We start from the raw sequence: 26964 nt of genomic DNA on the forward strand, positions 1-26964 counted from the left end.
AGTGGCCCGCGGGCCCCTTCACCCGGCAGTGTCGGTGATCCTGACTGCCGGATGACAGATGTCATACGACGACCAGGGGGCACCCGGCGGCGTGTGCCGGGTGCCCCCTGGTCCGAGCGGTACCGCTAGCTCGGGTTGGTGTCGATGGTGACGGTGCGCTCCGCCGCTGTCTTGCCGCGCAGGGCCTTGCGCAGGGCGGAGGCGACGTCCTGCGGCAGGACGTCACGCTTGCCGCTCGCGCCGTTGATCTGCACGCCGTCGAAGGTGGCGCCGTACGCCTCCTTGAGCGCCTTGAGGTCGTACGTGTCCACGAGCTTGCCGTCGACGGCCTCGACGCCGAGGATCTTCGGCAGGGACAGGGAGCCGAACGGGATGCTGTGCGCGGCGTCCGTCTGGACCGTGACCTTGGTGGCCATCGCCGGCTCGGCGAACTCCTTCATGAACCGGTCGACCTCGGCGTTGGTCACCGTCGGCTGCTGGGTGGTCGTCGCGACCTGCACCGGGGAGGAGGTGCCCGTCTCCACCTGGGTGCGGTACGCCTCCTCGACCGCCGTGGTCGACTTGGCGACGTCGATGCCCTTGCCGGCCTTGCCGTACACGGCGACCGCCTTGCCGGTCTTGAAGGAGACCGTGCCCTCGGTCACCGAGCCGGAGCCGCCGGAGACGTCCTCCAGGGCGGCGTGCAGCTTCTCCTCGTCGATCGGCATGACCGGGTCCACGGTCCGGTGGTTGCCGAACAGGGAGCCGATGACCGAGACCGGGTTGTAGTCGCTGGTCGCGGCCGTACTGACCGTCTGCTGCATGTCGAACTGCAGCCCGGCCTTGTCCGGTTCGAGGGTGACGGTCTTGCCGCCGACCGACAGCTTCAGCGGCTTGTTGACCCGCTCGTCGAAGGCGTCGTTGAGCTTCTTGACCGCGTCGTCGCGAGTGCCGCCGCCGATGTCGACGCCGAGCACGGTGGTGCCCTTGGGCACGTCGGAGTGGTTCATCAGCAGGCCGGCGCCGTAGACGCCACCGGCGAGGACGATCACTCCGCCGACGAGCAGGGGCAGCTTGTTGCGGCCCTTCTTCTTGGGCGCGCGGGACGTCGACGCGTTCGTCGAGCCCGGCTCGGGCAGCTTCGGAGGCGTGTGCGGCGCCGGTCCGTCGGTGGCGCCCGGGCCGAAGGGACCGCTCTGGGCGCCGGAGGGTACGACGGGGATGCCGCTGGTGACGGTGTGACCGGAGACGTTGTCGGCGACACCGCCGTAGTGCGGGTTGCCGGGTTCGGGGGCCGGCTTCTGCGGGGTGAGGATCGCGGTGTCGTCGCTCAGGCCGCCGCCGGGGCCACGGCCCGGGGTGTGGGGGGCGCCGCCCGGGCCGGCGGGGCCCCCCGGGCCGCTGCCGGGAACGCCGGGGCCGGCGGGTCCGCCGGGCCGACTCGGACCGTTGGAGATGCCGGGCACACCGGAGCCACCCGGGCCGTTGGAGATGCCGGGCACACCCGGACCAGCCGGGCCACCCGGGCCACCCGGACCGCCGGGCCCACCGCGGCCGCCCTGTCCACCGCCCGCGACCGGGGGCACGGGCGGGCCGTCGCCGGTGACCGGACCGGTCGTCGGACCTGCGGGGCCCTGCGGGCCGCCCTGGCCGCCACGGCCTTTCGGGCCGCCGAAGTCGTTCGGGCCGTTGAAGTCGTTCGGGCCGTTGAAATCGTTCGAGCCATTGAAGTCGTTGAGGCCGCCGAAGTCGGCGGAACCGTCGAAACCGCTCGGGCCGCCCTGGGCGCCGTAACCATGGGGGCCGTTCGGGCCGCCCTGGGTGCCATAGCCGTTCTGACCGTTCGGGCCGCCGTCGCCGTTCTCTGAGAAGTACGGCAGGTCGTCGCGGCGCGCCTCGCCGCCGGGGCGGGAACCATTGCCGTTGCCCAGCGGGCCCGCCGACAGTGCCTCGGTGACGTCGAAGGAACCGGTGCCTCCGCCGTGCCCGGGAGCCACCGGGCCGCCGGTCGCACCGGGGAGACCGGCGCCGTTCGTACCGCCGGGGACGCTCATCGCGCCGACGACACCACCGGGCCGCCCGGAACCGTCACCCGTCCGCGCACCGCCGGGGGCACCGGGGCCCGAACCGCCGGGCAGACCTGCCCCGTTGGAGGGCGGGCCGCCCTGACCGCCCTTGGGCGCGCCGGACTTGCGCGGCGCGAACCAGTCGCTCGTCTTCTCCCCCGGCTGCGCGGCGGGGTCGGCCGGGGGCTCGACGGTGCCCGTGGACATGGACGTGGCGGCGGACGGTGCCGGCGTCTCGGTCTCCGCCCTGTCCCCGGCGCCCTCGGCTTCGGCGACGGGCTTGCGCACGACGACCGGCGGAATGGGCCGCGACCCCGGGATGTTGATCCGGATCCGGGTCGTCAGCGTGGTCTCGGTCTTGCGTTCCTCCGGCTGCGCGGCCGAACGGCCCGCGCCCGTACCGCTGTCGGAAGCCATGGGGGTCCCGTACGGCGGCGTGCCCGAGGGGTATGCGGCTCCGCCGCGCCCGTTGGGCCCGGAGGACGGAGTGTCAGTTTCACGACTCAAGGCAGGTTCTCCCGGTTGGCTCCACCGCCTGTTCGACCTCATTGCTTCGGACGGCTCGGCGGCGCGCACCACCATACTGGCCACTTCCGGCCCGTATCCCACGACCGCCTGGGAAACCCACACGGGACTCGCACGAGTGCGGCATGGAGAAGTAGTACGTCACTTGCCAAGTCGGACGCGGTCGTCGCTCGGTTGCCGCGCCGGTGCGAGGGTGGCGCAGATCACAGCCACGGCCATGCCGCCGAGCAGGAAGAGGTAGGAGGCGGCGCTCGTGCCGAACACGAAGTCGCCCTCCGGGCGGCTGGCGGTGAGCAGGATGACGGCGACCATCCAGCCGCCGGCGGGTGCGACGGCCCCGGCGCGACTGCCCGCCGCCAGGCCACCGCCCAGACAGAGCCCGGCCTCACCGGCGAGCGCGAGCAGCAGGCCGCCCGGGAACCATGCGGGCTGCACCAGCGCCCCGACCACGCCGACCACCGCGCCGAGCACGAACAGCCCGACGTAGGCGACAGCCCGCAGGCCGGAGGGCCGCTTCAGCGGCTGGGCGAGCATCGAGCTCATGACGCCTCCCCGACGGTGACACCGGCGAACAGATCGGTCTCCGTCTCCGCCCCTCTCCCCCAGCCTTCGGCCGGGGGGACCCCCATCTCGCTTCGCTCCCCTCGCACCAACTCGTAGTACTCGGTGGTGAAGAGGGGTTGTGCGAGTTCGTTGGAGAGCGCGAAGTACAGCTCGGCCACGTCGATCTGCGTGGCGTGCGCCCGCATCGCGGCGGCCTTGGCGGCGGCGTAGGCGGTGCCGTCGATCACGGTGGTGATCCGCTCGTCGTCGACGACGCCCGGCACGTCGTCCACGGTGGCGGCCTTGCCGAACGGCAACCCGGGCAGATCCGCCTGAAGCCGGGCGAAGGCCTCCTCGGCGACCGTGCGCGGGACGCGGTTCCAGTAGATCTTGGGGATCTCCCACCCGGCATCGGCGGCCAGCTCGGCCGCGCGCATGGCGATGCGGTGGGCCTGGATGTGGTCCGGGTGGCCGTAGCCGCCATCCGGGTCATAGGTGACGAGGACCTGCGGGCGCACCTCCAGGATCACCTCGACGAGAGCCCGGGCCGCGTCGTCGACGTCCGCCTGCCAGAGGCCGGCCGGGTCGTCGTTGTCGGCGATGCCCATCATCCCCGAGTCCTCGAAGCGGCCCTTTCCGCCGAGGAGACGGAAGTCCTCGACGCCGAGCTCGCGCATCGCGGCGGTGAGCTCGCCCAGACGGTGTTCGCCCAGATCGGCACCGGTCAGGTGCTGGAGCTCGGGGGGAATGACCTCGCCGTGCTCGCCGAGGGTGCAGGTGACCAGGGTCACGCGGGCACCCTCGGCCGCGTACTTGGCCATGGTCGCGCCGTTGTTGATCGACTCGTCGTCCGGGTGCGCGTGCACCAGGAGGAGACGCCGGTCGGGCAGTTCCGTCATGGACCCCACCCTACGAGGCACCACTGACAGCGCCGCACGGCGCTGTCGGAAAGCGCGGCTCAGAACTTGATGCTGCCGATCATGCCCGCGATGTTCGTCGTCAGCTCACTGATGGTGGGCGCGACGGTCGAGGACGCCAGGTAGAACCCGAGCAGCATGCAGACGACCGCATGGCCCGCCTTCAACCCTGATTTCTTGATCAGCAGGAAGACGATGATCGCCAGCAGCACCACCGCCGAAATCGAGAGTGCCACGGCGGCTCACCTCCAAGAATCCCAGGGGCGGGGGGTCGGACTATGGGGGCAGATAAATCCATGCAGCAGCCAGCAGGTTCATACCCACTATGCGCTAGTGATCATAACTATCCGTACGTGCGCATCGATCGGCGCACAGCCGCACAAGGGGGCGCACTGGCCAATATGGTCGGGGCATGACGACCGAGCCTGTGTCCTTCCCCCGCCGGCATGCCAGCACCCAGCGGTTCACCTTCGGCGCGCCGCGCGCGTTCGCGGTGGCGCCCGACGGTTCCCGTGTCGTGTTCCTGCGCTCCACCTCCGGCACGGATCCGGCGAGTTCGCTGTGGGTGCTCGACACCGTGGACGGCAAGGAGCGCGTGGCGGCCGACCCGCGCGCCCTGCTGGGCGGCGCCTCGGAAGACCTCTCGCCCGAGGAGCGGGCGCGCCGCGAGCGCAGCCGCGAGGCCGGCGCCGGCGTCGTCGGCCACGCCACCGACAGCGCCGTGGAGTTGGCGTCTTTTGCCTTGTCAGGGCGGCTTTTCACAGCGGAGCTACGGGTCGGCACGGCACGCGAACTCCGGGTCCCCGGGCCGGTGATCGACCCGCGGCCCTCCCCCGACGGACGGCACATCGCGTACGTCGCGCAGGGCGCGCTGCGGGTGGTGGGCGCCGAGGGTGAAGGCGATCGTGCGCTCGCCGAGCCGGAGTCGGAGGGGGTCACCTATGGGCTCGCCGAGTTCATCGCCGCCGAGGAGATGGCACGCTACCGGGGCTTTTGGTGGGGTCCGGAGTCGGACCGGCTGCTCGTGGCGCGCGTGGACGACACGCCGGTGCGGCGGTGGTGGATCTCCGATCCCGCACGTCCGGAGCGCGCGCCGCAGCAGGTCGCGTATCCGGCGGCGGGGACCGAGAACGCGGACGTACGGCTGTTCGTGATCGGTCTGGACGGGGCGCGCACGGAGGTGGCGTGGGACCGGGCGCGGTACCCCTATCTGGCACGAGTGCACTGGTCAGCGGCGGGTGCGCCGCTGCTGCTCGTCCAGGCGCGGGACCAGCGCAGCCAGCTGTTCCTGGCCGTGGACCCGGCGACGGGGGCGACGCGGATGGTGCACGCCGACGAAGATCCACAATGGCTGGATCTTTTCCCTGGCGTGCCCTGCTGGAGCCCCTCCGGGCAGCTGGTGCGCATCGCCGACGAGGGCGGCGCCCGGGTGCTCACGGTGGGCGAACGCCCGCTGACGGGCCCGCAGTTGCACGTCCGCGCGGTGCTGGACGTCTCCGACGACGACGTCCTGGTCTCGGCGTCGGCGGGTGCGGCCGCGGCTGACGCCGAGATCGGTGAAGTGCACGTGTACCGGGTGAACGAGCTCGGCGTGGAGCGCGTGTCGCAGGAGCCCGGCGTGCACTCGGCGGTGCGTGCCGGGGGCGTGACCGTGCTGGTGTCGCACACTCTCGACCGGCCCGGGTCCCGGGTCCAGGTGCTGCGCGAGGGGAAGCAGACGGCGGCGGTCCGGTCGCATGCCGAAGATCCCGGTTTGACCCCGCGCATCACCCTCACCGAAGGGGGCGCACGCCGCATCCCGTGCGCCGTGCTTATGCCTCGGGACTACGCCGGTGACACCCCGCTCCCGGTTTTGCTGGATCCGTACGGGGGACCGCACGCCTCCAGGGTGGTCGCCGCGCACAACGCGTATCTGACCTCGCAGTGGTTCGCCGACCAGGGGTTCGCGGTGGTCGTCGCGGACGGGCGCGGTACGCCGGGGCGCTCGCCCGCGTGGGAGAAGGCGATCAAGGACGACATCGCGGCGGTCGTGGTGCAGGACCAGGTCGACGCGCTCCAGGGGCTCGCCGAGCGGTTCCCGCTCGACCTGACCCGGGTGGCCATCCGCGGCTGGTCCTTCGGCGGCTATCTGGCGGGGCTCGCGGTGCTGCGCCGCCCGGACGTCTTCCACGCGGCGGTGGTCGGCGCCCCGGTCACCGATCTGCGGCTGTACGACACCCACTACCAGGAGCGTTACGTCGGGCACCCCGAGGAGCAGCCGGAGGTCTACCGGCGCAACTCGCTGATCGACGACACCGGCCTGGTGGACCCGGCCGAGCCGGCCCGCCCGATGATGATCGTCCACGGGCTGGCGGACGACAACGTGGTGGTCGCCCACTCACTGCGCCTGTCCTCGGCCCTGCTCGCCGCGGGCCGCCCGCACGAGGTGCTGCCGCTGTCCGGCGTGACCCACATGACTCCGCAGGAGGAGGTCGCGGAGAACCTGCTGCTGCTCCAGCTCGACTTCCTGAAGCGGTCGCTGGGGCTGAACTGACCTCTCGGCCGGGCGAGGAAGACCAGGATGCCGCGAGCGCGGAGGTGTCGAGCCCGGCTGTGGTGAGCCCGGAGGCGGTGAGCAGCTTGCGCATGGGGTTCCGGTCGTGAGGGTGGAACGGCAACGAGCCGGGGTGACATGGCGCACCCCGGCTCGTTTACGGCACCCGCACGGCCGTACGCTGTTCAGCCTGACGCGTCCGTATATCGGGATCGGGTCGGCTGAGTTGCCTGCGTGTTAACGCAGTTCGCGTGTGTTTGTACGGCTATGGCACCGCCTCCGGCGGAACGACTTGCCCCGGCGCGGAGCGCCTGATCGACACAGCCTCCGCGAAGTGACAGGCCGAGGCATGCGCCTCGGGCCCGCTCGCCTCGCCGAAACGCGACGGCACCGCGAGCGGCGGTGCCTCCAGGGCGCACCGCTCCCGCGCCTTCCAGCAGCGGGTGCGGAAGCGGCAGCCGGAGGGGACGTTCGTCGGGGACGGGACGTCGCCCGCGAGGATGATGCGCTCGCGGCGGTCACGGGCGTCGGGGTCGGGGACGGGGACCGCGGAGAGCAGCGCCTGGGTGTAGGGGTGCGTGGGGTGGTCGTAGATCTCGGCGTCCTTGCCGATCTCCACGATCCGGCCGAGGTACATCACCCCCACCCGGTCGGAGATGTGACGGACGATCGACAGGTCGTGGGCGATGAAGACGTAGGAGAGGTCGAACTCGTTCTGCAGCCGGTCCATCAGGTTGATGACCTGGGCCTGGACCGAGACGTCCAGTGCGGAGACCGGTTCGTCGGCGACGATGACCTCCGGGCGCAGCGCCAGCCCCCGTGCGATGCCGATGCGTTGGCGCTGGCCGCCGGAGAACTGGTGCGGATAGCGGTTGATGTACTCGGGGTTGAGGCCGACCACGTCCAGCAGCTCCCGCACCTTGCGGCGGCGGTCGCCCTTCGGGGCCACCTCGGGGTGGATGTCGTACGGCTCGCCGATGATGTCGCCCACCGTCATACGGGGGTTGAGTGAGGTGTACGGGTCCTGGAACACCATCTGGATGTTGCGGCGTACGGCCTTCAGGGCGCGGCCGGACAGCCGGGTGATGTCCTCGCCCTTGTACTTGATCGAACCGGCCGTCGGGCGCTCCAGGTTGACCAGCATCTTGGCGACCGTGGACTTGCCGCAGCCGGACTCGCCGACGATGCCGAGGGTTTCCCCGGCGTGGAGCGTGAAGTCGACGCCGTCGACGGCCTTGACCGCGCCGACCTGCTTCTTGAACAGGATGCCCTGGGTGAGCGGGTAGTGCTTGACGAGCCCGCTGACCTGCAGAATCGGCTCGGCCGACGAGGAACTAGCCATGCAGGCACTCCCTCCAGAAGTGGCAGGCGCTGCCCCGGGCCGTGTCCGACTCGGTGACCTCGTACAGCGGGGGTACGTCCGTGCGGCACAGGTCCTGGGCCAGGGGGCAGCGGGGGTGGAAGGCGCAGCCCGGGGGGATGTTCATGAGGTTGGGGGGCAGGCCCTTGATGGCGTAGAGCTCCTGGCCCTTCTGGTCCAGGCGCGGGATGGAGTCCAGCAGGCCTCGGGTGTACGGGTGGGCGGGCGCCTTGTAGAGGGCGTGGACCGGCGCGGTCTCGACGATCCGGCCCGCGTACATCACCGCGATCCTGTCGGCGACGTCGGCGACCACGCCGAGGTCGTGGGTGATGAGGATGAGCCCCATGCGGTACTCGCGCTGCAACTCGGCGAGCAGCTCCATGACCTGGGCCTGGACGGTGACGTCGAGGGCGGTGGTGGGCTCGTCGGCGATGATCAGCGCGGGTTCGAGGGCGAGGGCCATCGCGATCATGATGCGCTGGCGCATACCGCCGGAGAACTGGTGCGGGTACTGCCGCACGCGCTCCCTCGCGGCCGGGATCCGCACCCGGTCCATCAGCTCGACGGCCTTCGCCCGGGCGTCCTTCTTCGACATGCCCCGGTGGACGACGAACATCTCGCCGAGCTGGTCCCCGACGGTCTGTACGGGGTTCAGGGACGACAGGGCGTCCTGGAAGATCATCGCCATCTCGGCCCCGCGGACCCTGCGCCGCTCCTCTTCCTTCAGCTTGAGCAGGTCCCGCCCCTGGAAGAGGATCTCGCCACCGGTGATCCTCCCGGGCGGCATGTCCAGGATCCCCATCACCGCCTGCGCGGTCACCGACTTCCCGGACCCGGACTCCCCGAGCACGGCGAGCGTCTCCCCCGCGTCCACGCCGTAGTCGACGCCGTTGACGGCTTGGGCGACCCCGTCCCGGGTCCTGAACTCCACCCGCAGATCACGCACTTCGAGCAACATGACGCCGGCTCACCTCACCTTCGCATCGAGGGCGTCGCACGGATGGCGTCCCGCCGAGTGATGCGGACACCGGGACCGGGGGCCGGCCGGCCCCCATGGCCTGCGGCCGACGGACACGGCCGAACGCCCGGGGCGCCCGCTCCGACCACCGCCCTGCGCGACCGGGCCGGTCGACGGCCGGGGGCCAGGTGACGGGCGGATGCCGGGCCGAGAGCCGGATGGCGGCCGACGGCCGGTACCGGTCGACAGCCGAGTGCCGGACCGGCGGCCCAGTGCCGGACCACAGCCAGATGCCGGACCGGCGGACAGATACCGGCGACGGCCGGATGCCGGTCGACGGCCCAGTGCCGGACCGGCGGCCAGACGCCGGTCGACAGCCGGATGCATGACTGGCAGCCGGACGCAGGACCGACGGACGGATACCGAACCCACCGCCGGATACCGGACCGGCGGCCGGATACCGGTCGGCAGCCGGATACCGGTCGGCAGCCGGATACCGGTCGACAGCCGGATACCGGTCGACAGCCGAGTGCCCGGTCGAGAGCCAGAGGCAGGACCGGCGGCCGGATACCGGTCGGCAGCCAGAGGCAGGACCGGCGGACGGTTGCCGGACCGGCGGGCAAGGGCCGCCCTGAGCGGCGGAGCCGCATGGGCCGGCCGGGCGTGCCGACCGGCGGCACGTGGGCCGTCGGGCGCCGCGCCGCCGTGCACCACGCGAGCCGGAACCGTGCTCGTCGGCGCGTCCGACGGCCGCAGCAGGGGACGCCGGGGCGTGACACCACCGTCTCCTCCGCTTGTCCGTACCGCGGACCCCGCACCACATCGCCCCCGTCACCTCAGCTTCGGATCGAGGGCGTCGCGCACCGCATCGCCCAGCATGATGAAGGCCAGCACCGTGATCGCCAGGGCGCCGGAGGGCCACAGGAGGGCGTGGGGGGCGTTGCGGATGTAGGGGGAGGCCGCGGAGATGTCGATGCCCCAGGAGACGCTCGGGGGCTTCAGGCCTACGCCGAGGTAGGACAGGGTCGCCTCCAGGGCGATGTACGTGCCGAGTGCGATGGTGGCGACCACGATCACGGGGGCGATGGCGTTGGGCGCGATGTGGCGTAGCAGGAGGCGGGAGTTGGAGGCGCCCAGGGCGCGGGCGGCCTGCACGTAGTCGTTCTGTTTGGCGGTGATGACCGCGCCGCGCGCGATACGGGAGATCTGCGGCCAGCCGAGCAGCACGATGAAGCCGATGACCGGCCAGACGGAGTTGCTGGTGACCACCGACAGCAGGACCAGGCCGCCGAGGATGACCGGGATGGCGAAGAAGACGTCGGTGACGCGGGAGAGGACCGAGTCCCACAGGCCGCCGAAGAAGCCGGCGAGCGCGCCCAGCACCGAGCCGAGGACCGCGACCCCGAGCGTGGCGCAGACGCCGACCGTGACGGACGTACGGGCGCCGTGGACCGTGCGCGTGTAGACGTCGCAGCCCTGGCCGTCGTAGCCGAAGGGATGGCCGGGCGCGGAACCCTGCTGGGCCTTGGCGAGGTCGCACTTGAGGGGGCTGCCGGAGGCGATCGCCGAGGGCCAGAAGGAGATGAAGAGCAGGAAGAGGATGATCAGGGCCGAGACGAGGAAGACGGGGTTGCGGCGCAGGTCGCGCCAGGCGTCGGACCAGAGGCTGCGGGGTCGTCCGGCGGAGGCGGCCCAAGGGTCGGGTACGAGTCCGTCCCGGCCCTTGTCCCCGGGGCCGCCCGGAGCCCCCGCCGCCGCCTCCGCCGCGCTCGCTGTCAGATCCGGCGCGCCGCCCGCGCCGCTGCCGGCGATCGCGCCCTCGAACTGGAACGGCCGGTCAGGCATAGCGGATCCTCGGGTCGAGTACGGCGTACAGGAGATCGACGACCAGGTTGCACAGGAGGAAGACGAGGACGAGGACCGTCACGAAGCCGACGACCGTCTGGGTGTTCTGGCGCAGGATGCCCTGGTAGAGCTGATAGCCGACGCCGTGGATGTTGAAGATCCGCTCGGTGACGATCGCGCCGCCCATGAGGAACCCGATGTCGGCGCCGATGAAGGTGACGACGGGGATGAGGGAGTTGCGCAGCAGGTGGCGAGTGACGACTCGGTGCCTCGGCAGGCCCTTGGCGATGGCCGTACGGACGTAGTCGGAGCGACGGTTCTCCGCGATGGAGGTGCGGGTCAGGCGGGTGATGTACGCGAGGGAGACCGAGGCGAGGACGAGGCCGGGGACGATCAGCTCGTCGAAGGGGGCCTCCGTCGAGACGGAGGGACGGATCCAGTCGCGTTCCACGCCCAGCATCAGCTGGAGCAGCAGGCCGGTGACGAAGGTGGGGACGGAGATGACGACGAGGGTGAACAGGAGGACCCCGGTGTCGATGGGGCGTCCGCGGCGCAGGCCGGTGACCACGCCCAGCGTGATCCCGATGACGACCTCGAAGAGGATCGCCACGATCGTGAGCCGGATGGTGACCGGGAAGGCCGTCGACATCAGCTCGGTGACTTCCTGACCGTTGAAGGCCGTACCGAAGTCTCCGGTGAAGACGTTCCCCATGTAGGTCAGGTACTGCTGCCACACGGGCTGGTCGAGGCCGAACTCCTTCTTCAGCTGAGCCGCCGTCGCCGCGTCGCACTGCCGGTCGCCGCACAGGCCCGCGACGGGGTCGCCCATCACGTTCACCATGAGGAAGATCAGCAGGGTCGACCCGATGAACACCGGGACCATCTGCACCAGGCGCCGGACGACGTACCGCCCCATGACGGGTTCAGCCGACCTTGATCTGGTCGTAGACGGGGACGCTGAACGGGTTGAGGGCCACGTTCGACAGCCGCTCGGACCACCCGGCACTGCCGTTCTGGTACCAGAGCGGGATGGCGGCCATGTTGTCCCGGACGACCTCCTCGGCCTTCTGGAACATCTCCACGGCCTTCGCGGGGTCGGTCTCGGCGTTCGCCCGGTCGACGAGCCTGTCGAACTCCTCGCTCGACCACTTGCCGTCGTTGGAGGAGGCGTTGGTGTAGTAGAGCGGCTGGAGGAAGTTCTGGGTGAGGGGGTAGTCCATCTGCCAGCCCGCCCGGAAGGGGCCGGAGAGCTTCTGGGTCGTGGACTTGCTGCGGAAGTCGGCGAAGGTACCGATCGGATTGCCGACGCAGGCCCGGTCGTTGTCCAGGGCGTTGTTGATGGAGTTGCAGACGGCGTCCACCCACAGCTTGTGGGAGCCGGTGTCCGCGTTGTACGTGATCTTCACCTGGCCGCCGGGCAGCCCGCCGCCCTCCTCGATCAGCTTCTTGGCCGCGGCGGCGTCGTACTCGCACCACTCACCGCACAGCCCCTCCTTGTAGCCGCCGTCCGCGCCGAGGACGGGTGAGGTCCAGTCGGTGGCGGGGGTGCGGGTCTTCTGGAAGATGGTGTCGGTGATCTGCTCGCGGTTGATCGCCCGGGACAGGCCCTTGCGGACCTTGACCGAGCCGGCCTTGTTCCAGTTCTTGTCGTAGAAGGGGAAGGCGAGCGTCTGGATGATGCCGGCGGGGGTGTTGAGGTAGCGGTCGCCGAGGTCGTTCGCGACGTTCTTCAGCTGCTGGGCCGGTACGTCGTCGACGAGGTCGAGGTTGCCGGCCATCAGGTCGGTGTAGGCCGTGTTGTTGTCCGTGTACACCTTGAGGGTGACGCCACCGTTGCGCGCCGCGTCCTCCCCCGGGTAGGCGTCCCACTTCGTCAGACGCATCTCGGAACCCTTCGTGTACGACTCCACGGCATACGGGCCGTTGCCGACCGGCTTGGCCAGCCAGCCGGCGTGGTCCTCGTAGAACGCCCGGGGCAGCGGGACGAAGGCGTTGTAGCCGAGGGTGTCGGGGAAGCTGGAGAACTTCTGGCGGAGCCTGACCGTGAAGGTCCGCTCGCCCGTGACCTTCAGCCCGGACATCGTCTCGGCGGTCTGCTCGCCCTTGGCCGGGTGGACCTTGTCGTAGCCCTCGATGTAGCTGAAGAAGTAGGCGTTCTTCTGGTTGTTCCGCAGGCTCGCCCCGTAGTTCCAGGCGTCCACGAAGGACTTGGCGGTGACCTTCTCGCCGTTGCTGAAGGTCCAGCCGTCCTTGACGGTGACGGTGTAGTTCCGCGAGTCGGAGGTCTCGATCCGCTCGGCGAGCATGTCCTCGGCCTCGCCGGTCTTCGGGTCGTACTGCTTCAGCCCGCGGAAGATCATGGAGAGCACCTTGCCGCCCTGCACCTCGTTGGTGTTGGCCGGCTCCAGGGGGTTCTGCGGATCGGTCCACGAGGAGCTGAGCACCGCGCCGCCGTCACCGCCGCTGTCACCTCCGCCTCCGCAGGCCGTCGCCGCGAGCGCGACCGCCACCGCGCACGCGGCCCATCCGGCGTTCGTGGCTCCACGCATGGGGTGCCTCCTCTGGTCCTGATCCATTACGGGCCAATATCGAGCTAAAAGGCACATACCGCACACGGGATCCGGCCAATGGAGCAACACGCCATCCGGATGCACGCATCCGCGCACGTAACGAAACGGACTTCTCCCTCACGGGGCGATGGATCTTCCGTGTAGCGCGCAATGGATCTTCACGTACCGATGCAGAACCGTTGGATTTCGACCCCCCGATGTACGCATTTCGGCACCCGACCGTCCGCATAACGAACTCATTGCCCGATTAGTCCAGTTAGCCCGAGTCAAGGCACGACTCGATTACGTTGCGCTACCCGCGTAGCTACGGAATGGTAAAGGCAGGGTAAAAAACGTAAAGAGACAACCAAGTCGCCCGAGAATTTATTGACCTTGAATGAATTGCGTTGAAAAAGTCCGGCGTAGCCCGTAGGGGAGCGTGCCCTGCGGAGTCATCAGACCCTCCCTTGGGCCAGGAGCACCATGACCCCCCCAACTCCATCAGCGGCTGCCCCGCTTGAGACGACCGACGAGAGCATCGAAAAGTCGCCTTCGCCCTCCACCCATAAGGGCAACGAGAGCCGCTCGCCTGGACGACTGGCGTGGACCCGCTTCAAGCGGGACCGCACGGGCGTCATATCGGCGTACATCGTGATCTTCTTCTTCGTGATCGCGCTCGCCGCTCCGCTCATCGCGAAGCTGTACGGCAAGGATCCGTACACCACCTACGCGAGCCAGCGGCCGGAGCTGCTGAACGCCTTCTCCTACCCGGCGGGTCCGAACGGGGGCATCAGCTCGGAGTTCTGGTTCGGCATCGAGCCCCAGCTCGGCCGTGACGTCTTCACCTTCCTGCTCTACGCCATCCGCACGTCGCTGGGCATCGCCGTCGCGGCCACTTTGCTCACCGTGTTCCTCGGTGTGGTCATCGGCGTCACCGCGGGCTATCTCGGCGGCAAGACGGACTACCTCGTGGGCCGGGTCATCGACATCCTTCTGTCGTTCCCGTCCACCCTCTTCTTCATCGCCTTCATGCCGGTCGTGTACGGGCTCTTCATCGCCCCCGACGAGGACATCCCGACCTGGCTGCGGGCCACCGGCCTGATCATCGTCCTCTCGGCCTTCGGCTGGGCGTCCATCGCCCGACTGCTGCGCGGCCAGGTACTCGGCCTGCGCGAACGGGAGTTCGTCGAGGCGGCCAAGGTCACGGGTGCGTCACCGCGACGCATCGTCTTCAAGGAACTGCTGCCAAACCTGTGGACTCCGATCATCATCCAGTCCACGCTGATGCTCCCGGCATTCGTGACGGCAGAGGCGGGTCTCGCCTTCCTCGGGGTCGGCATGATCGACCCGACCCCGGACTGGGGCGTCATGATCCAGCGGGGCGCAATGTTCTACACCGAGGACATCACCTTCATGCTCTTCCCGGGCCTGTCCATGGTGATCTTCGTGCTCGCGTTCAACCTGCTCGGCGACTCGGTGCGTGACGCACTCGACCCGAAGTCCAAGCGCTAGCTCCGGCTCATTTCAGGACCACGGCGAAGGCGCCGGGGTGCCGGATTCTCTCATCACTCTCACTTTCCAAGGCAGGAAGCCATGTCCTTCTCGCGTAGAAACTTCCTCATCGCCACCGGTGTCGCCGCGGCGTCGACCTCGGTGCTGAGCGCCTGCAGCAGCGGCAGCGAGGGCTCCGGGCAGAACGACGCCCCCAAGGTCAGCGGCTCCAAGACGACCGAGATCCCGGTCGGCACCAAGGCCGACTCGACCGGTCCGGCTCCCGAGGTCAAGGGCGCGGTCAAGGGCGGGACGATCTACTCGCTCCAGCAGTTCGACATGGACCACATGGACCCGGCGCAGATCTACGTCTCGACCGAGGGCGCCATCACCGTGCCGATCATGCGCGGCCTGACCGGCTACAAGCTGGACGACAAGGGCAACGCCACCCTGGTCGGCGACGCCGCGACCGACGCCGGCACGATGAAGGACGGCGGCAAGACCTGGTCCTTCACCATCAAGGACGGCATCAAGTGGGAGGACGGCGCCGACCTCTCCATGGACGACGTCCGCCACACCTTCGAGCGCCTCTTCGCCGAGTTCATCACCGAGGGTCCCCGCTACGTCCAGCAGTTCACGGTCGGCGGCGACAAGTACAAGGGCCCCTACGACGGCAAGAGCCTCGACTCCATCGAGATCGACGGCAAGACCATCACCTTCCGTCTCAACGAGCCCCGCGTCGACTTCAACTACACGCTCGCGATGCGTGGTTACTCCCTGGTGCCGAAGAAGCACGACACCAAGGAGAAGTACGACAAGCGCCCGTTCTCCTGCGGTCCGTACAAGATCGCCGACCGCAGCATCGGCAAGTCGATGACCTACGTGCGCAACGAGCACTGGGACCCGAAGACGGACTCGATCCGCAACGCCTACCCGGACAAGTACGTCTTCCAGATGGGCTACGAGCTGGTGGCGTCCACCGACCGCTGGATCGCGGACAAGGGCAACGACCAGTACGCGGTGCCGATCTTCAACGAGGTCGCGCCCGAGCGCGTCGCCCAGGTCCTCACCAGCCCCGAGCTGAAGAAGCGCGTCCTCACCGCGGTCGACACGGCCACCTACTACTGGCCGATCAACATGACCCGCGTCAAGGACCTCAAGGTCCGCCAGGCCATCAACCACGCCTGGCCGCACCAGCAGGTCCAGACCATCAATGGCGGCGCCGCCACCAGCGAGGTCGCCACCACGATCCTCGCCCCGGTGACCCCCGGCTACACCAAGTTCGACCTGTACGGCGTGACCAAGAAGCCGAACGGCGACCCCGCGAAGGCCAAGGCCCTGCTGAAGGAAGCCGGCAAGCTCGGCTACAAGCTGGTCATCGCCTTCCAGCAGTCGGACACTCAGGTGAAGGTCGCCGTCGCCGTCAAGAACGCGCTGGAGGAGGCGGGCTTCACCGTCGTCACCAAGCAGGTCGACAAGTCGACGTTCTACACGCAGATCGGCAAGCTCGACAACGGCTTCGACCTGATGGGCGCCGGCTGGAGCCCGGACTGGCCGAACGGTTACTCGCAGTTCTACCCCTGCTGGAGCGGCAAGAACATCGGCGACGGCCGGAGCAACTACGCCCAGCTCGACGACGCGAGCGTCAACAAGGCCATCGACGCGGCTGCCAAGATCGCGGACGTGGAGGAGGCCAACAAGGCCTGGGGCAACGTCGACAAGATGATCCTGGAGCTGGCCGCGGTCGTCCCGGACTACCACAAGATCCGCAACTACCTGTACGGCTCCAAGGTCGGCAACGTCATCTGGGACGCCGGCAACACCTGCGTCGCGCTCAGCAAGCTCTACGCCAAGAAGTAAGCGCGCACGACCCCCTGGGGGCGGCCATTCGCATGGCCGCCCCCTGCGGCCCACCCCCTCTACTTCCCTCCCGGCGACGGCGCCCCGTCCGGAAAGTCACGCCTCATGTTCCGCTTCCTTGTCCGCCGAGTCACCGGCGCACTGGTCATCCTGTTGATCATCAGCGCCATCACGTTCTGGCTCTTCTACGCCGTGCCGCGTGACCCCGCCATGATGTCCTGCGGCAAGAACTGCACGCCTGAGGCCCTCGAGCAGATCCGGAAGAACCTGGGCATCGACAAGCCCATCCCGGTCCAGTACTGGCTGTGGCTCGTCGGCATCTTCGCCGGGCGCGACTACCCCGGCTACGACTACTGCAACGCCCCCTGCCTCGGTTACTCCTTCGCCAACCGCGAGCCCGTCTTCGACACGATCATGGACCGGCTGCCGACGACCCTGTCGCTGGCCTTCGGCGCGGCCGTGGTCTTCCTGATCCTCGGCATCGGCGCGGGCATGCTCGCGGCGCTCAAGCAGGGCCGGTTCCTGGACAAGTTCGCCAGCTCGGTGTCGCTGCTCGGCTCCTCGCTCCAGATCTACTTCGTCGGCTACATCGCGATGTTCTTCTTCGTCGCACAGCTGGGGTGGCTCGACCAGCCGCAGTACACGCCGCTCACCGAGAACCCGGCCGCCTGGTTCTCCGGACTGCTGCTGCCCTGGCTGGTCCTGGCGATCATCTTCACCGCCAACTACACCCGTATGACACGCTCCCAGCTGGTCGAGCAACTGAGTGAGGACTACGTCCGCACAGCCCGGGCCAAGGGTCTGTCCCGGTCGAACGTGTTCTTCCGGTTCGCCTGGCGCGGCGCCATGGGCCCCATCGTCACGGTGTTCGGCATCGACCTGGGTGTGCTCATCGGTGGCGCGATCATCACCGAGTCGACCTTCAGCCTCCAGGGCATCGGCCGGCTCGCGGTGAAGTCCGTGGACCAGAGCGACCTTCCGATGCTGCTGGGTGTGACCCTTCTCGCGGCCGGCGCGATCGTCTTCTTCAACATCGTCGTCGATGCCGTCTACGCCCTCATCGACCCGCGGATCCGGCTCGCCTGACCTCCGCCCCCACTCCCGACACCTCGCATCACCCCCCAGGAGCGTCCCCGTGACGAGCACCGATCAGCAGCCCTTCCTCTCCGTCAGGGACCTTCAGGTCCACTTCTCCACCGAGGACGGCATCGTCAAGGCCGTCGACGGGCTCTCCTTCGATCTCGCCAAGGGCCAGACACTCGGCATCGTGGGTGAGTCGGGATCCGGCAAGTCCGTCACCAACCTGACGATCCTGGGCCTGCACGACCCCCACCGCACCTCGATCGACGGTGAGATCCTGCTGGACGGCAAGGAGCTGCTCGCCGCCTCCGAGAAGGAACTCGAGCGGCTGCGCGGCAACAAGATGTCCATGATCTTCCAGGACGCACTGGCCTCGCTGTCGCCGTACCACACCATCGGCACCCAGATCGGCGAGACGTACCGCAAGCACACCGGTGTCTCCAAGAAGGAGGCCCGGGCGCGGGCGATCGAGATGCTGCGGCGGGTCGGGATCCCTCAGCCGGACGTCCGGGTGGACGACTATCCGCACCAGTTCTCCGGCGGTATGCGCCAGCGCGCGATGATCGCGATGGCGCTGGTCTGCGACCCCGAGCTGCTCATCGCGGACGAGCCGACCACCGCGCTCGACGTGACGGTCCAGGCGCAGATCCTGGATCTGCTCAAGGAGCTCCAGCAGGAGTTCGGCACGGCGATCATCTTCATCACGCACGACCTCGGTGTCATCGCCGACATCGCGGACGACGTGCTGGTGATGTACGGCGGCCGCTGCGTGGAGCGGGGCACCAAGCAGGAGGTGCTGCGCACCCCGCAGCACCCCTACACGCTGGGCCTGATGAGTTCCATGCCGAGCCTCGACGGCCCGGTCGACGTGCCGCTGGCACCGATCCCGGGTTCGCCGCCCTCGCTGCTCAACCCGCCCTCCGGCTGCCGTTTCCACCCGCGGTGCACCTTCACCGAGAAGGTCGCGGGCGGGCTGTGCTCCACGGAGCGGCCGGTGCTGGACGTGGTGGACGGCCGGGGTTCCGCCTGCCACCTCCCGCTGGAACAGCGCGCCGACCTCTTCGCCGACTTCGCCGGATCCCGGCACTGACTGACGTACACGAGACGGGACTTCACCATCATGAGCAACGCGCAACCGCTCCTGGACGTCAGCGGTCTGACCAAGCACTTCCCGATCAAGGGCGGCTTCCCGATCAAACGCACGGTCGGTGCCGTCAGGGCCGTGGACGGGCTCGACTTCCAGGTGGCCGAGGGCGAAGCCCTCGGTCTGGTCGGCGAGTCCGGCTGCGGCAAGTCGACGACCGGCCGGCTGATCACCCGGCTCCTGGAGCCGACCGGCGGCAAGATCTCGTACCGCGGCCAGGACATCACGCACGCGAGCCGCAAGCAGCTGGCGCCGGTCCGCTCCGAGATCCAGATGATCTTCCAGGACCCCTACGCGTCCCTGAACCCGCGCCAGACGGTCGGCAAGATCATCGTCGGCCCGATGGAGATCAACAACATCAACCCGGCCGGCGGCCGCGAGAAGCGCGTCCGTGAACTGCTGGAGATCGTCGGCCTCAACCCCGAGCACTACAACCGCTTCCCGCACGAGTTCTCCGGCGGCCAGCGCCAGCGCATCGGCGTGGCACGGGCGTTGGCGCTGGACCCGAAGCTGATCGTGGCGGACGAGCCGGTCTCGGCCCTCGACGTCTCCATCCAGGCGCAGGTCGTGAACCTGCTCCAGAAGGTCCAGCAGGAGCTGGGCATCGCCTTCGTCTTCATCGCCCACGACCTCGCCGTCGTACGGCACTTCTCGCAGCGCGTGGCGGTCATGTACCTCGGCAAGATCGTCGAGATCGCCGACCGTGACGACCTGTACGGCAACCCGCGCCACCCCTACACCCGGGCGCTGCTGTCCGCCGTGCCCGAGGCGACCGCGGACGACGCCCCGGCCCGCGAGCGTATCCGCCTCCAGGGCGACGTCCCCTCGCCCATCAACCCGCCCTCCGGCTGCCGCTTCCGCACCCGCTGCTGGAAGGCGACGGAGAAGTGCGCGACCGAGGCCCCGCCGCTGGTCCAGGTCGAGGGCAACAAGCCCGGGCATCTGACGGCGTGCCACTACCCCGAGACTGCGGACACCGTTCCGGCCCACCGGCTCGCCAAGGATCCCGAGGCGGCGGCCTGACACCACCCGTTCCGTCAGCCGCCGCTCACGGAACGGACTTTCACCGGCCCATTGCCCAGAGCCCATGAATGTCCGGTCCTGAGGCCGAGGGCCCGTACATCCACGAAGGGTGTGCGGGCCCTCCTCGTCCCTCCATCACCGCCTCCGGCTGCTGGAGAGCGGATCTCCACAGGCAATTCCCAGACCCATGAGCGCCTGGTTTCTGGTCACGCACAAAGAAATCTCGCGAACGACGAATTAGCCGCCAGCTCTGACTGGCGGCTAATTCGGCTAATCGCTGCACACGACGAGAAAGGCACTAACAACAGATGCCTTCCCTGTCGCCGCACCATAAATTAAGAAGGATTTTCCCGGTACCACACGTTGGAGTCGGACTTCACCGGAGTGATCACGGTGTGCGTCCAGGCCTTGTCGGCATACTTACACTTGGCAGGCGTCCAGGTGTACTTGGTCACCGGGTACTTTCGCGCCCAGTGCCCCATTCGGATGTGCTGCGTCTTACCGCTGGCTATCTGCAGCGAGTACGACCACCCAGTCTTCTTGGACCAGGTCTTGGTGAGTGAGACATTCGCCTTGGCTGAAGCCTTGGCGATCCACTTGCCGATGTCCGCCTTGGCCTCAGCAGCCGCCTTGACCGTGGTCGTAGCTGTCGACGTTTGATTGTAGGTCGCGGTCCCAGGGCCCTGGACATCGTCACTGCGGAGGTTGGTCGCGAGCTTGGCCTTCGAGACGGAACCGATCACATACTTGTGCGAGGCACCGCCGGGCGGCTGGCAGGCCGCCGAAGCCGGAGTTGCTGCCGCGGTCAGCGCAATCAACGAGCTGGCCAGTGTCGCGAATGCCGCTACGGTCGAGGCGGCCTTGCGGGACTTGGTCATGATTCCCCGTACTCCCCGTTTCTCGTGAAAAGAGACCACCCAGTGCGGTCTTCCCGCAAAGAACACTAACGATCACCACTAAGGCGATCCACTATTTTGGGGAACTCATTAACATTCCCCCCTCAAGTAAAGCTCAAATCCCCCACAGCACCCAACGGAAGGCGTAGTCCCCTTTGCCCCCTTCGAGTCGAATCACAAGCGGGAGCTAATGAACTAACTGGACAGACAGCCAAGGGGTGTGATGTGTATCACTTCGCTTCGCAATGCACAGCGTGGTGCGCGCGGTCGATCAAGCTGAAACCAAGATATTGCCTGATTCGGCGGCGGGTCGTCGAGGATGACATGGAAAGCGTCGGTTACGGGCGGCCGCCTCGGCCAGCCGGCGATCGAGTTCCGCGTCCGGGTCGACCCATTCGCCCTCGGTGGCGTCGCCGCTGTTCTGTTCCCGCTGCACCGCACGAGCGCGCTCGGCTCGCTCGGCAGGAGTGAACAGAGGCAGGCAGGGAATCCGGCCGCTGACCCGAATGTGTCGTAGTCCCCGCCCCGAAAGTCGGACTCCCCAAGGAGCTTCTGTACGAGCAAGCCCAGGCAGCGGTGACAGCGGTCATGGGATCAACGGCCGGCCATCGCCCCACCCTTGATCCCGTCGAGCAGCGTCGCGAAGGCGGATGTAGCGGACCATGAGGGCGATGCCGGGGGTGTCGCTCTCGCGTGGTGCACGGTGGCGGTGTCATCGAGGGCGACCTCGCCGCAGGTGTCGGCGCCACCTTCGCTGTAGGTCGACTTCTGCCGCCGCAGCCCGGTCATGCTCGCCTTCTTCAGAGGGGATAGAGGAGTCTCCGAACCAGCCCCAGAGAGTACTTGGCGAGGTGCCCATCGGGCGGTACAGACACGTCCATGGGTGGGAGTGTCCCGTTCCTCGCGTGCGCTGAGGCTGAGGTCGAGCGGGCAGAGGGCGTGTGACGGAATGGGGGACGAAGAGACCTGGCGCGCCGGGAGTACGACCCGAGGCCAAGCAGGTCGCTGCCGGGTTCCCACAGCACATCGTCGACGAGGTTGGGCGCCTGGCGGCGGAACTGGTCGCCCTCGCAGAGGTGGGCGTCGCTGTGACGGGCATCGGCGAGGGACCCCGGCGTGGCGTGCCGGGGGGCGTGCACGCATCCCGCTGCTGTCCGATGGCTGGTTCCATGCCCTGCCGGTACCCCGGTTGCGCCTCATTGCGATCACGCGGATCATCCCACCATTCGACTGCCTCTGAGTACTCGTTCCGGCTCCCCTCCTCGCCAAGGGCCGAGACGGCGGCCACCGCTCACGGAACGGACCTTCACCGGCCCATTGACCCGAGCCCTGAACGTCCGGTTCCAGGGGAGGGAGGGCCCCCGCACCTCTCACTCACCCGGCCAGGACGGAGTTCGCACCATCCCCACCTGCGTGCTCGTCAGCTGTCCAGCATCCGGCGGAAGCCGCTGACCAGACGATCCATCCTCCACCTCGCACGGGACATGCCCGCTACTCTCGGAGACATGGACTACGGGAAAATGCGCGCGATCGCCGAGGAGCTCACGGCGTACGCCGAGCACCTTGAGGGGGCCTGGAACGTCGAGATCGGGCCCTCCGGCCCGTTCCTCGCAATGATGAGCCCCTCGAAACGTCATGAGGGCACGGTCCGGCGTATCCGCAATCAGCTCAACGCACAGCTTCCCGACACCCACCCCGGCTACATCTGTGAGAACGGCCCCGAGATCGAGCACCCGGCGATCGGCCGTATGCGGCGCCCGGACGCCGTGGTGATTCCCGAGGAGGTACTCGACGAAGAGGGCCTCGCAGTCGACGCCACACAGGTGCTGGCGGTCATCGAGATCGTCTCTCCGTCGAACCCCAACAACGACTACGGCGAGAAACTCACCGAGTACCCCGCCATGGGCATCGCGCACTACCTGATCGTCGACCCCCGTACGGGCACCATCGAGGTGCACTCGGACCCGTGCAAAGACCGCTACCAGCGCAAGGACCCGTACATCTTCGGCGACCATGTTCCCTGCGGCCCTTGGACTGTGGACACCCGGGAGTTCCGCCGCTACGGCAAGGCGGACCGCGAGTCGGAGAGGTGAACCGTCCGCGTGGACATCATGCCCTGGCCTCGCCAAAGCCGGATCAACTCCCGGACGGCAGATCCTTCTTGGCCTTGTCGATCAGCCCCGCGAGGCGGACGGTGCTGCGGTGGGAACGGTGCCGGGGGTGATGCTCTCTCGGATGCAGACCGTGCCGGTTCGTCCTGCTGCGCGCCGCGATACCGAAGCCCGTGCTCGCGGAGCCCGAGGTCGTGGCCGCGGACCTGGTCGTGCTCACCGGAGACATCGTGTGCGGTCCGCAACCCGTCCAGGTCATGGACCTGCTGGCCGGCCTGGGTGACGGGTGGCCTGGATTTCGATGCTCACGGGTTGAGGTCCAGGACGCGCACCAGCCGCCCTTTCCACCTCCCTGGCACGGCCGTAGCGACAACAGCTCCGTCCGGCCGCTCAGGAGTCAGCTGAGCGGCATGCTCGATATGGGCGGGCGCCCAGCCGGTATCGCGGGCGACGGCAAGGGCGGCGGGCAGGTCCAGGTCGAGGACGATGACGCCGGGCAGCGCGACGATGTGCTCAGCCGTACCGCGCCGGGTCCGGTCGGCCTCGACCAACGCACACGTCGGCGCGTACAGGAACCACCCCTGCGTGGCGTGTGCACGGTGGATCAGCCGGGAGGCCAGGACGTTGCCGGCCCCGGCGGCGATCATGGCCGTGTCGTCGAGGATCACATGGAGAGCCTCGGTCACCGGGCGGCCGCCTCGGCCAGACGGCGATCGAGTTCGGCATCCAGGCCGGCCTGTTCACCGTCGCTGGGGTCGTAGCCGTTCCATTCACGCAGCACCGCACGAGCGCGCTCGGCCTTCTCGGCACGCTCCGCGGGAGTGAGCAGCGAGTCTGCGAGCCTGGCGAGGTAAGCACGCAGCGACAGACCCTCACCGGCTGCTATCTCGGCAAGCCGGTCACGGGCCTCGGCGGGGATGCGGATGTTGGCGTCAGGCATGACGGGGCTCCTTCCACTCAGGCATCGATAGTACGGGTACGCACTCGTACCCATTCGTGACTCCCGGGAGCCGGCGGGCTGCGTTCGCCCCAGGCGGGCGGGTATGAGTGGGGGCTTGCCGTTGCGCGGCCCAGGCGACAAGACTGCCTGATCATGGCCCTCCACCTGCGCGGCACCCTCCTCCCCCACGGCACCACCCGCGACCTCTGGATCCTCGGTGACCGCATCACCTTCACCCGCCCCTCGGTCGAGGCGGAGACGGTGGCCGACGGCGGCTACCTGCTTCCGGGACTGGTCGACGTGCACACGCATCCCGGGTCCCCGTCCGAGGGGGAACCCGTCTTCGACCCCGACGCCTTCGCCGCGCAGATCGCCGCGCACCGGGACGCCGGGACAACGGCGTTGCGGTTCCCGGGGCTGCTCGGCGAGATCCCGGACGGGATGCGCGAGGCGCCGAACGCGCCGCGCATGATCACGGCCGGGCGGTGGCTGGCGTGGGCGGGCCTGTCGAGAAGTGCCGACTTCCACACCGTCACCGATGACCTCGTGGCCGCCGCCGTCGCCGAGGCCAAGGCCCACGACGGGTGGTGCAAGCTCATGGGCGACTGGGACTTCGAGGCGGATCCGGTGCCGTACGACATCCTGCGCGCCGTGACCGACGCGGTGCACGCGGCCGGGGGGCGGGTCGCCGCGCACTGTCAATCGGCGCAGGGAGTGCTCAACGCCGCTCGTGCCGGGATCGACTCGATCGAGCACGGCATGGGGATGCCACAGGAGTGCGTGGAGCTCATGGCCGCCCACGGGACCGTCTACGTCCCCACCCTCACCGCCTTCGCCCGCAGCGCACCCCGCATCAAGGACAACCCCCGCGGCCGCCTATGGCACGAAGGCCACCGCATCATGATCCGCCGGGTCCGTGAGACCCACGACGCCGGTGTCCCCGTCCTCGCCGGCACCGACTCCGCCCCCTTCGGCAACGTCGCCACCGAGGTCGAGCACCTCATCGCCGCCGGCCTGCCCGCCGACGTGGCGGTGGGCGCGGCGAGTTGGGCAGCGCGGGACTTCCTGGGGCTGCCGGGGCTGGTCGAGGGCGGGCTCGCCGACGTCACCGTGTACGACGCGGATCCGCGCCGGGAGCCGGGGGTGCTGCGGCATCCGTGGCGCATTGTGCTGCGGGGGCGGGTCGTGCGCTGAAAGGTGCTGCGGGGGCGGGCCGCCTGCGAAGGGTCGTGAAATGGCCGTCGGCGAAGGGCAGTTGTGGCACACTGCACCGAATGGTCGATCGGTCGTTCGCGGATCTCTCGCTCGCCGCGTTGTACGACGCCCTCAACCCGTGGGGGCCGGGTGACGACTTCTACCTCGGGCTCGTGATGTCCTCCGAGTCGGTGCTCGATGTCGGTTGCGGTACGGGGCGGTTGCTGCGGCGGGCCAGTGCGGACGGCCACCGCGGGCGGCTCGTGGGGCTCGATCCGGCCGCCGCCATGCTCGTCCAGGCCCGGCGGCACGACGCCGACGTGGAATGGCTGCTCGGGGATCTTCGCGCATGTTCCTGGGGTGAGGAGTTCGACCTCGTCGTGATGACCGGGCATGCCTTCCAAGTGCTCGTCGAGGACGACGAGTTGCGCACCGCACTGTCGGCTGTGCGCCGAGCCCTCCGGCCAGGAGGGCGGTTCGTGTTCGAGACGCGGAACCCGGTCGTACGGGCCTGGGAGACGTGGACGCCGGATCGGGTACGGGAGGCCACGGACGAGGACGGGCGTGTCGTACGGGTGTGGCACGAGGTTCGGGAGCCCGTCGTCGGGGACAGAGTGACCTTCGTCGAGACGTTCGACTGCGACGCTTGGCAGGCACCCGTCGTCAGCCGCACCACCCTCCGCTTTCTCGCCCCCGACGCCTTGGACGCTTCCCTCCACGAGGCCGGCTTCACCATCGTCGAGCGGTGCGGCGCCTGGGGCCGGGGACCACTCACTCCCACCAGCCCCGAGATCATCACCGTGGCGGCCCTGGCCGCCTAGCTCTCCGCGTCCCCCTCCAGCGCCGCCAGCGCCGGATCCAGCACGATGTCCTGCTCCCGCCCCTCGATCGTCGGCTCCTCCGGGAAGTGGCAGGCCGTCAAGTGGCCCGCGTGGTTGCCGGAGATCTGGATCAGCGGGGGCTCCTCGGCCGCGCACTTGTCCTGTGCCTTCCAGCAGCGGGTGCGGAAACGGCAGCCGGAGGGCGGGGAGATGGGCGACGGCACGTCACCGGCCAGGCGGATCCGCTCCCGCTGGGGCGCCTCCTCGCCGTCCTCGCCGGCCACGTTCACCTCGGGCACGGCGGACAGCAGGGCGTGGGTGTAGGGGTGCCGGGGGCGGGTGTAGATGGAGTCGCGGTCGCCGACCTCGATCACCTTGCCGAGGTACATCACCGCCACGCGTTGCGAGAAGTGGCGGACCACCGCCAGGTCGTGGGCGATGAACAGGAACGCGATGCCCAGCTCCTGCTGGACCTTCTGGAGCAGGTTCACCACCTGCGCCTGGATCGACACGTCGAGGGCCGACACCGGCTCGTCCGCCACGATCAGCTTCGGGTCCAGCGCCAACGCCCGTGCCACGCCGATACGTTGACGCTGGCCGCCGGAGAACTCGTGCGGGAAGCGGTTGTAGTGCTCCGGGTTGAGGCCCACGATGTCCAGCAGCTCTCTGACCCGTTTCTCCCTTCCGCCCTCCGGCTCGACCCCGTTGATCTCCATCGGACCCGAGATGATCTTTCCGACCGTCTGGCGCGGGTTCAGCGAGGAATAGGGGTCCTGGAAGATCATCTGGATCTCGGAGCGGACCGGCGCCAGCTGCCTGCGCGTGGCATGCGTGATGTCCTTGCCCCGGTACGAGATCCGGCCGCCCGTCGGCTCCAGGAGCTTGGTGATCAGCCGTCCGGTCGTCGACTTGCCGCAGCCCGACTCCCCCACCAGGCCGAAGCTCTCGCCGACGTGCACGGTCAGGTCGATGCCGTCCACCGCCTGCACCTGGCCGACGGTCCGCCGGATCGGGAAGCCGCCCTTGACCGGGAAGTGCTTGACGAGCTTCTCCACCACCAGCAGTGGTTCGCCGGGTTCGTCGTCGGCGACTTCGCGGGGGGCGGGGAGGACGAGGTCCTCTGTCATAG

24 protein-coding genes and 1 pseudogene are annotated in these 26964 nt (G+C 68.9%); 10 read left to right on the forward strand and 15 right to left on the reverse strand.

The annotated features are described in order from the left end of the window. Positions 1-125 precede the first annotated feature (125 nt). The 4 genes from QQM39_RS14420 to QQM39_RS14435 form a co-directional block, all read right to left on the reverse strand. On the reverse strand, positions 126-2552 hold the full coding sequence (locus QQM39_RS14420) for a hypothetical protein (protein WP_301997097.1): 2427 nt from the start codon (positions 2550-2552) through the stop codon (positions 126-128). Between the two features lie 159 nt (positions 2553-2711). After that, entirely contained in the window at positions 2712-3113 is a 402-nt protein-coding gene (locus QQM39_RS14425; RefSeq protein ID WP_301997098.1) for a DUF6113 family protein, read from the reverse strand. Beyond that, entirely contained in the window at positions 3110-4012 is a 903-nt protein-coding gene (gene mshB, locus QQM39_RS14430) for an N-acetyl-1-D-myo-inositol-2-amino-2-deoxy-alpha-D-glucopyranoside deacetylase (protein WP_301997099.1), read from the reverse strand. Before mshB ends, QQM39_RS14425 begins: the two co-directional genes overlap by 4 nt. Positions 4013-4071: 59 nt before the next feature. Next, positions 4072-4266 (reverse strand): hypothetical protein, encoded by a 195-nt coding sequence (locus tag QQM39_RS14435; RefSeq protein ID WP_019755516.1) that lies wholly within the window; start codon positions 4264-4266, stop codon positions 4072-4074. Between the two features lie 176 nt (positions 4267-4442). On the opposite strand from QQM39_RS14435, the gene QQM39_RS14440 reads away from it, so the two are divergent. Continuing rightward, positions 4443-6563 carry a S9 family peptidase gene (locus QQM39_RS14440; RefSeq protein ID WP_301997100.1) on the forward strand — a complete coding sequence of 707 codons (2121 nt, stop codon included), beginning with the start codon at positions 4443-4445 and terminating at the stop codon, positions 6561-6563. A 265-nt stretch (positions 6564-6828) separates the two neighbouring features. On the opposite strand, the gene QQM39_RS14445 is transcribed toward QQM39_RS14440, so the two are convergent. The 5 genes from QQM39_RS14445 to QQM39_RS14465 all read right to left on the reverse strand — a co-directional run bounded on the left by QQM39_RS14445 (position 6829) and on the right by QQM39_RS14465 (position 13275). Next, entirely contained in the window at positions 6829-7905 is a 1077-nt protein-coding gene (locus QQM39_RS14445) for an ABC transporter ATP-binding protein (protein WP_301997101.1), read from the reverse strand. Continuing rightward, positions 7898-8881 carry an ABC transporter ATP-binding protein gene (locus tag QQM39_RS14450; protein WP_301997102.1) on the reverse strand — a complete coding sequence of 328 codons (984 nt, stop codon included), beginning with the start codon at positions 8879-8881 and terminating at the stop codon, positions 7898-7900. The genes QQM39_RS14445 and QQM39_RS14450 overlap by 8 nt, the downstream gene beginning before the upstream one ends. Before the next feature lie 831 nt (positions 8882-9712). Next, on the reverse strand, positions 9713-10726 hold the full coding sequence (locus tag QQM39_RS14455) for an ABC transporter permease (protein WP_301997103.1): 1014 nt from the start codon (positions 10724-10726) through the stop codon (positions 9713-9715). Then, positions 10719-11642 (reverse strand): ABC transporter permease, encoded by a 924-nt coding sequence (locus tag QQM39_RS14460; RefSeq protein WP_301997104.1) that lies wholly within the window; start codon positions 11640-11642, stop codon positions 10719-10721. The genes QQM39_RS14455 and QQM39_RS14460 overlap by 8 nt, the downstream gene beginning before the upstream one ends. A 7-nt stretch (positions 11643-11649) precedes the next feature. Continuing rightward, entirely contained in the window at positions 11650-13275 is a 1626-nt protein-coding gene (locus tag QQM39_RS14465; protein ID WP_301997105.1) for an ABC transporter substrate-binding protein, read from the reverse strand. A 483-nt stretch (positions 13276-13758) separates the two neighbouring features. On the opposite strand from QQM39_RS14465, the gene QQM39_RS14470 reads away from it, so the two are divergent. From QQM39_RS14470 to QQM39_RS14490, 5 genes are all read left to right on the forward strand, one after another. Next, a complete protein-coding gene (locus QQM39_RS14470; protein WP_301997106.1) occupies positions 13759-14787 on the forward strand; it encodes an ABC transporter permease in 1029 nt (342 codons plus the stop codon). Positions 14788-14868: 81 nt separating this feature from the next. Further along, entirely contained in the window at positions 14869-16626 is a 1758-nt protein-coding gene (locus tag QQM39_RS14475; protein WP_301997107.1) for an ABC transporter substrate-binding protein, read from the forward strand. A 105-nt stretch (positions 16627-16731) separates the two neighbouring features. Further along, positions 16732-17712: an ABC transporter permease gene (locus QQM39_RS14480; protein ID WP_301997108.1), complete on the forward strand. Its 981-nt coding sequence runs from the start codon at positions 16732-16734 to the stop codon at positions 17710-17712. A 49-nt stretch (positions 17713-17761) separates the two neighbouring features. After that, complete coding sequence (locus QQM39_RS14485; RefSeq protein WP_301997109.1) at positions 17762-18796, forward strand: ABC transporter ATP-binding protein; 1035 nt, start codon at positions 17762-17764, stop codon at positions 18794-18796. 30 nt (positions 18797-18826) lie between these two features. Then, positions 18827-19873, forward strand: a complete 1047-nt coding sequence (locus QQM39_RS14490; protein ID WP_301997111.1) for an ABC transporter ATP-binding protein — start codon at positions 18827-18829, stop codon at positions 19871-19873. A 335-nt stretch (positions 19874-20208) separates the two neighbouring features. Here the strand turns inward: QQM39_RS14490 and QQM39_RS14495 are convergent, their stop codons facing one another. Together QQM39_RS14495 and QQM39_RS14500 are read right to left on the reverse strand one after the other, a co-directional pair. After that, positions 20209-20751: a hypothetical protein gene (locus QQM39_RS14495; RefSeq protein ID WP_301997112.1), complete on the reverse strand. Its 543-nt coding sequence runs from the start codon at positions 20749-20751 to the stop codon at positions 20209-20211. A 612-nt stretch (positions 20752-21363) separates the two neighbouring features. Further along, entirely contained in the window at positions 21364-21558 is a 195-nt protein-coding gene (locus QQM39_RS14500) for a DUF397 domain-containing protein (RefSeq protein WP_301997113.1), read from the reverse strand. Positions 21559-22274: 716 nt separating this feature from the next. Here QQM39_RS14500 and QQM39_RS14505 point away from each other — a divergent pair. Further along, positions 22275-22862 (forward strand): Uma2 family endonuclease, encoded by a 588-nt coding sequence (locus QQM39_RS14505; protein WP_301997114.1) that lies wholly within the window; start codon positions 22275-22277, stop codon positions 22860-22862. Between the two features lie 43 nt (positions 22863-22905). Here the strand turns inward: QQM39_RS14505 and QQM39_RS14510 are convergent, their stop codons facing one another. Next, a complete protein-coding gene (locus QQM39_RS14510) occupies positions 22906-23100 on the reverse strand; it encodes a hypothetical protein (protein WP_301997115.1) in 195 nt (64 codons plus the stop codon). Here QQM39_RS14510 and QQM39_RS14515 point away from each other — a divergent pair. Then, positions 23042-23164: pseudogene (locus tag QQM39_RS14515) on the forward strand (metallophosphoesterase); the annotation flags it as partial. The gene QQM39_RS14510 and the pseudogene QQM39_RS14515 sit on opposite strands and share 59 nt — an antisense overlap. 21 nt (positions 23165-23185) lie before the next feature. Here QQM39_RS14515 and QQM39_RS14520 read toward each other — a convergent pair. Together QQM39_RS14520 and QQM39_RS14525 are read right to left on the reverse strand one after the other, a co-directional pair. Further along, a complete protein-coding gene (locus QQM39_RS14520; RefSeq protein WP_301997116.1) occupies positions 23186-23566 on the reverse strand; it encodes a hypothetical protein in 381 nt (126 codons plus the stop codon). Beyond that, positions 23563-23820 (reverse strand): hypothetical protein, encoded by a 258-nt coding sequence (locus QQM39_RS14525; RefSeq protein WP_301997117.1) that lies wholly within the window; start codon positions 23818-23820, stop codon positions 23563-23565. The genes QQM39_RS14520 and QQM39_RS14525 overlap by 4 nt, the downstream gene beginning before the upstream one ends. A 153-nt stretch (positions 23821-23973) precedes the next feature. Between QQM39_RS14525 and QQM39_RS14530 the strand changes: the two genes are divergently transcribed. Both QQM39_RS14530 and QQM39_RS14535 read left to right on the forward strand, forming a co-directional pair. Next, positions 23974-25014 carry an amidohydrolase family protein gene (locus QQM39_RS14530; RefSeq protein ID WP_301997118.1) on the forward strand — a complete coding sequence of 347 codons (1041 nt, stop codon included), beginning with the start codon at positions 23974-23976 and terminating at the stop codon, positions 25012-25014. Between the two features lie 80 nt (positions 25015-25094). Continuing rightward, on the forward strand, positions 25095-25835 hold the full coding sequence (locus QQM39_RS14535; RefSeq protein WP_301997119.1) for a trans-aconitate 2-methyltransferase: 741 nt from the start codon (positions 25095-25097) through the stop codon (positions 25833-25835). Here the strand turns inward: QQM39_RS14535 and QQM39_RS14540 are convergent. Further along, positions 25832-26962, reverse strand: a complete 1131-nt coding sequence (locus QQM39_RS14540; RefSeq protein ID WP_301997120.1) for an ABC transporter ATP-binding protein — start codon at positions 26960-26962, stop codon at positions 25832-25834. The genes QQM39_RS14535 and QQM39_RS14540 overlap by 4 nt on opposite strands. Positions 26963-26964 lie beyond the last annotated feature (2 nt).

Origin of the sequence: Streptomyces sp. DT2A-34 (assembly GCF_030499515.1) — a bacterium.
In the GTDB taxonomy this organism is placed as follows: domain Bacteria; phylum Actinomycetota; class Actinomycetes; order Streptomycetales; family Streptomycetaceae; genus Streptomyces.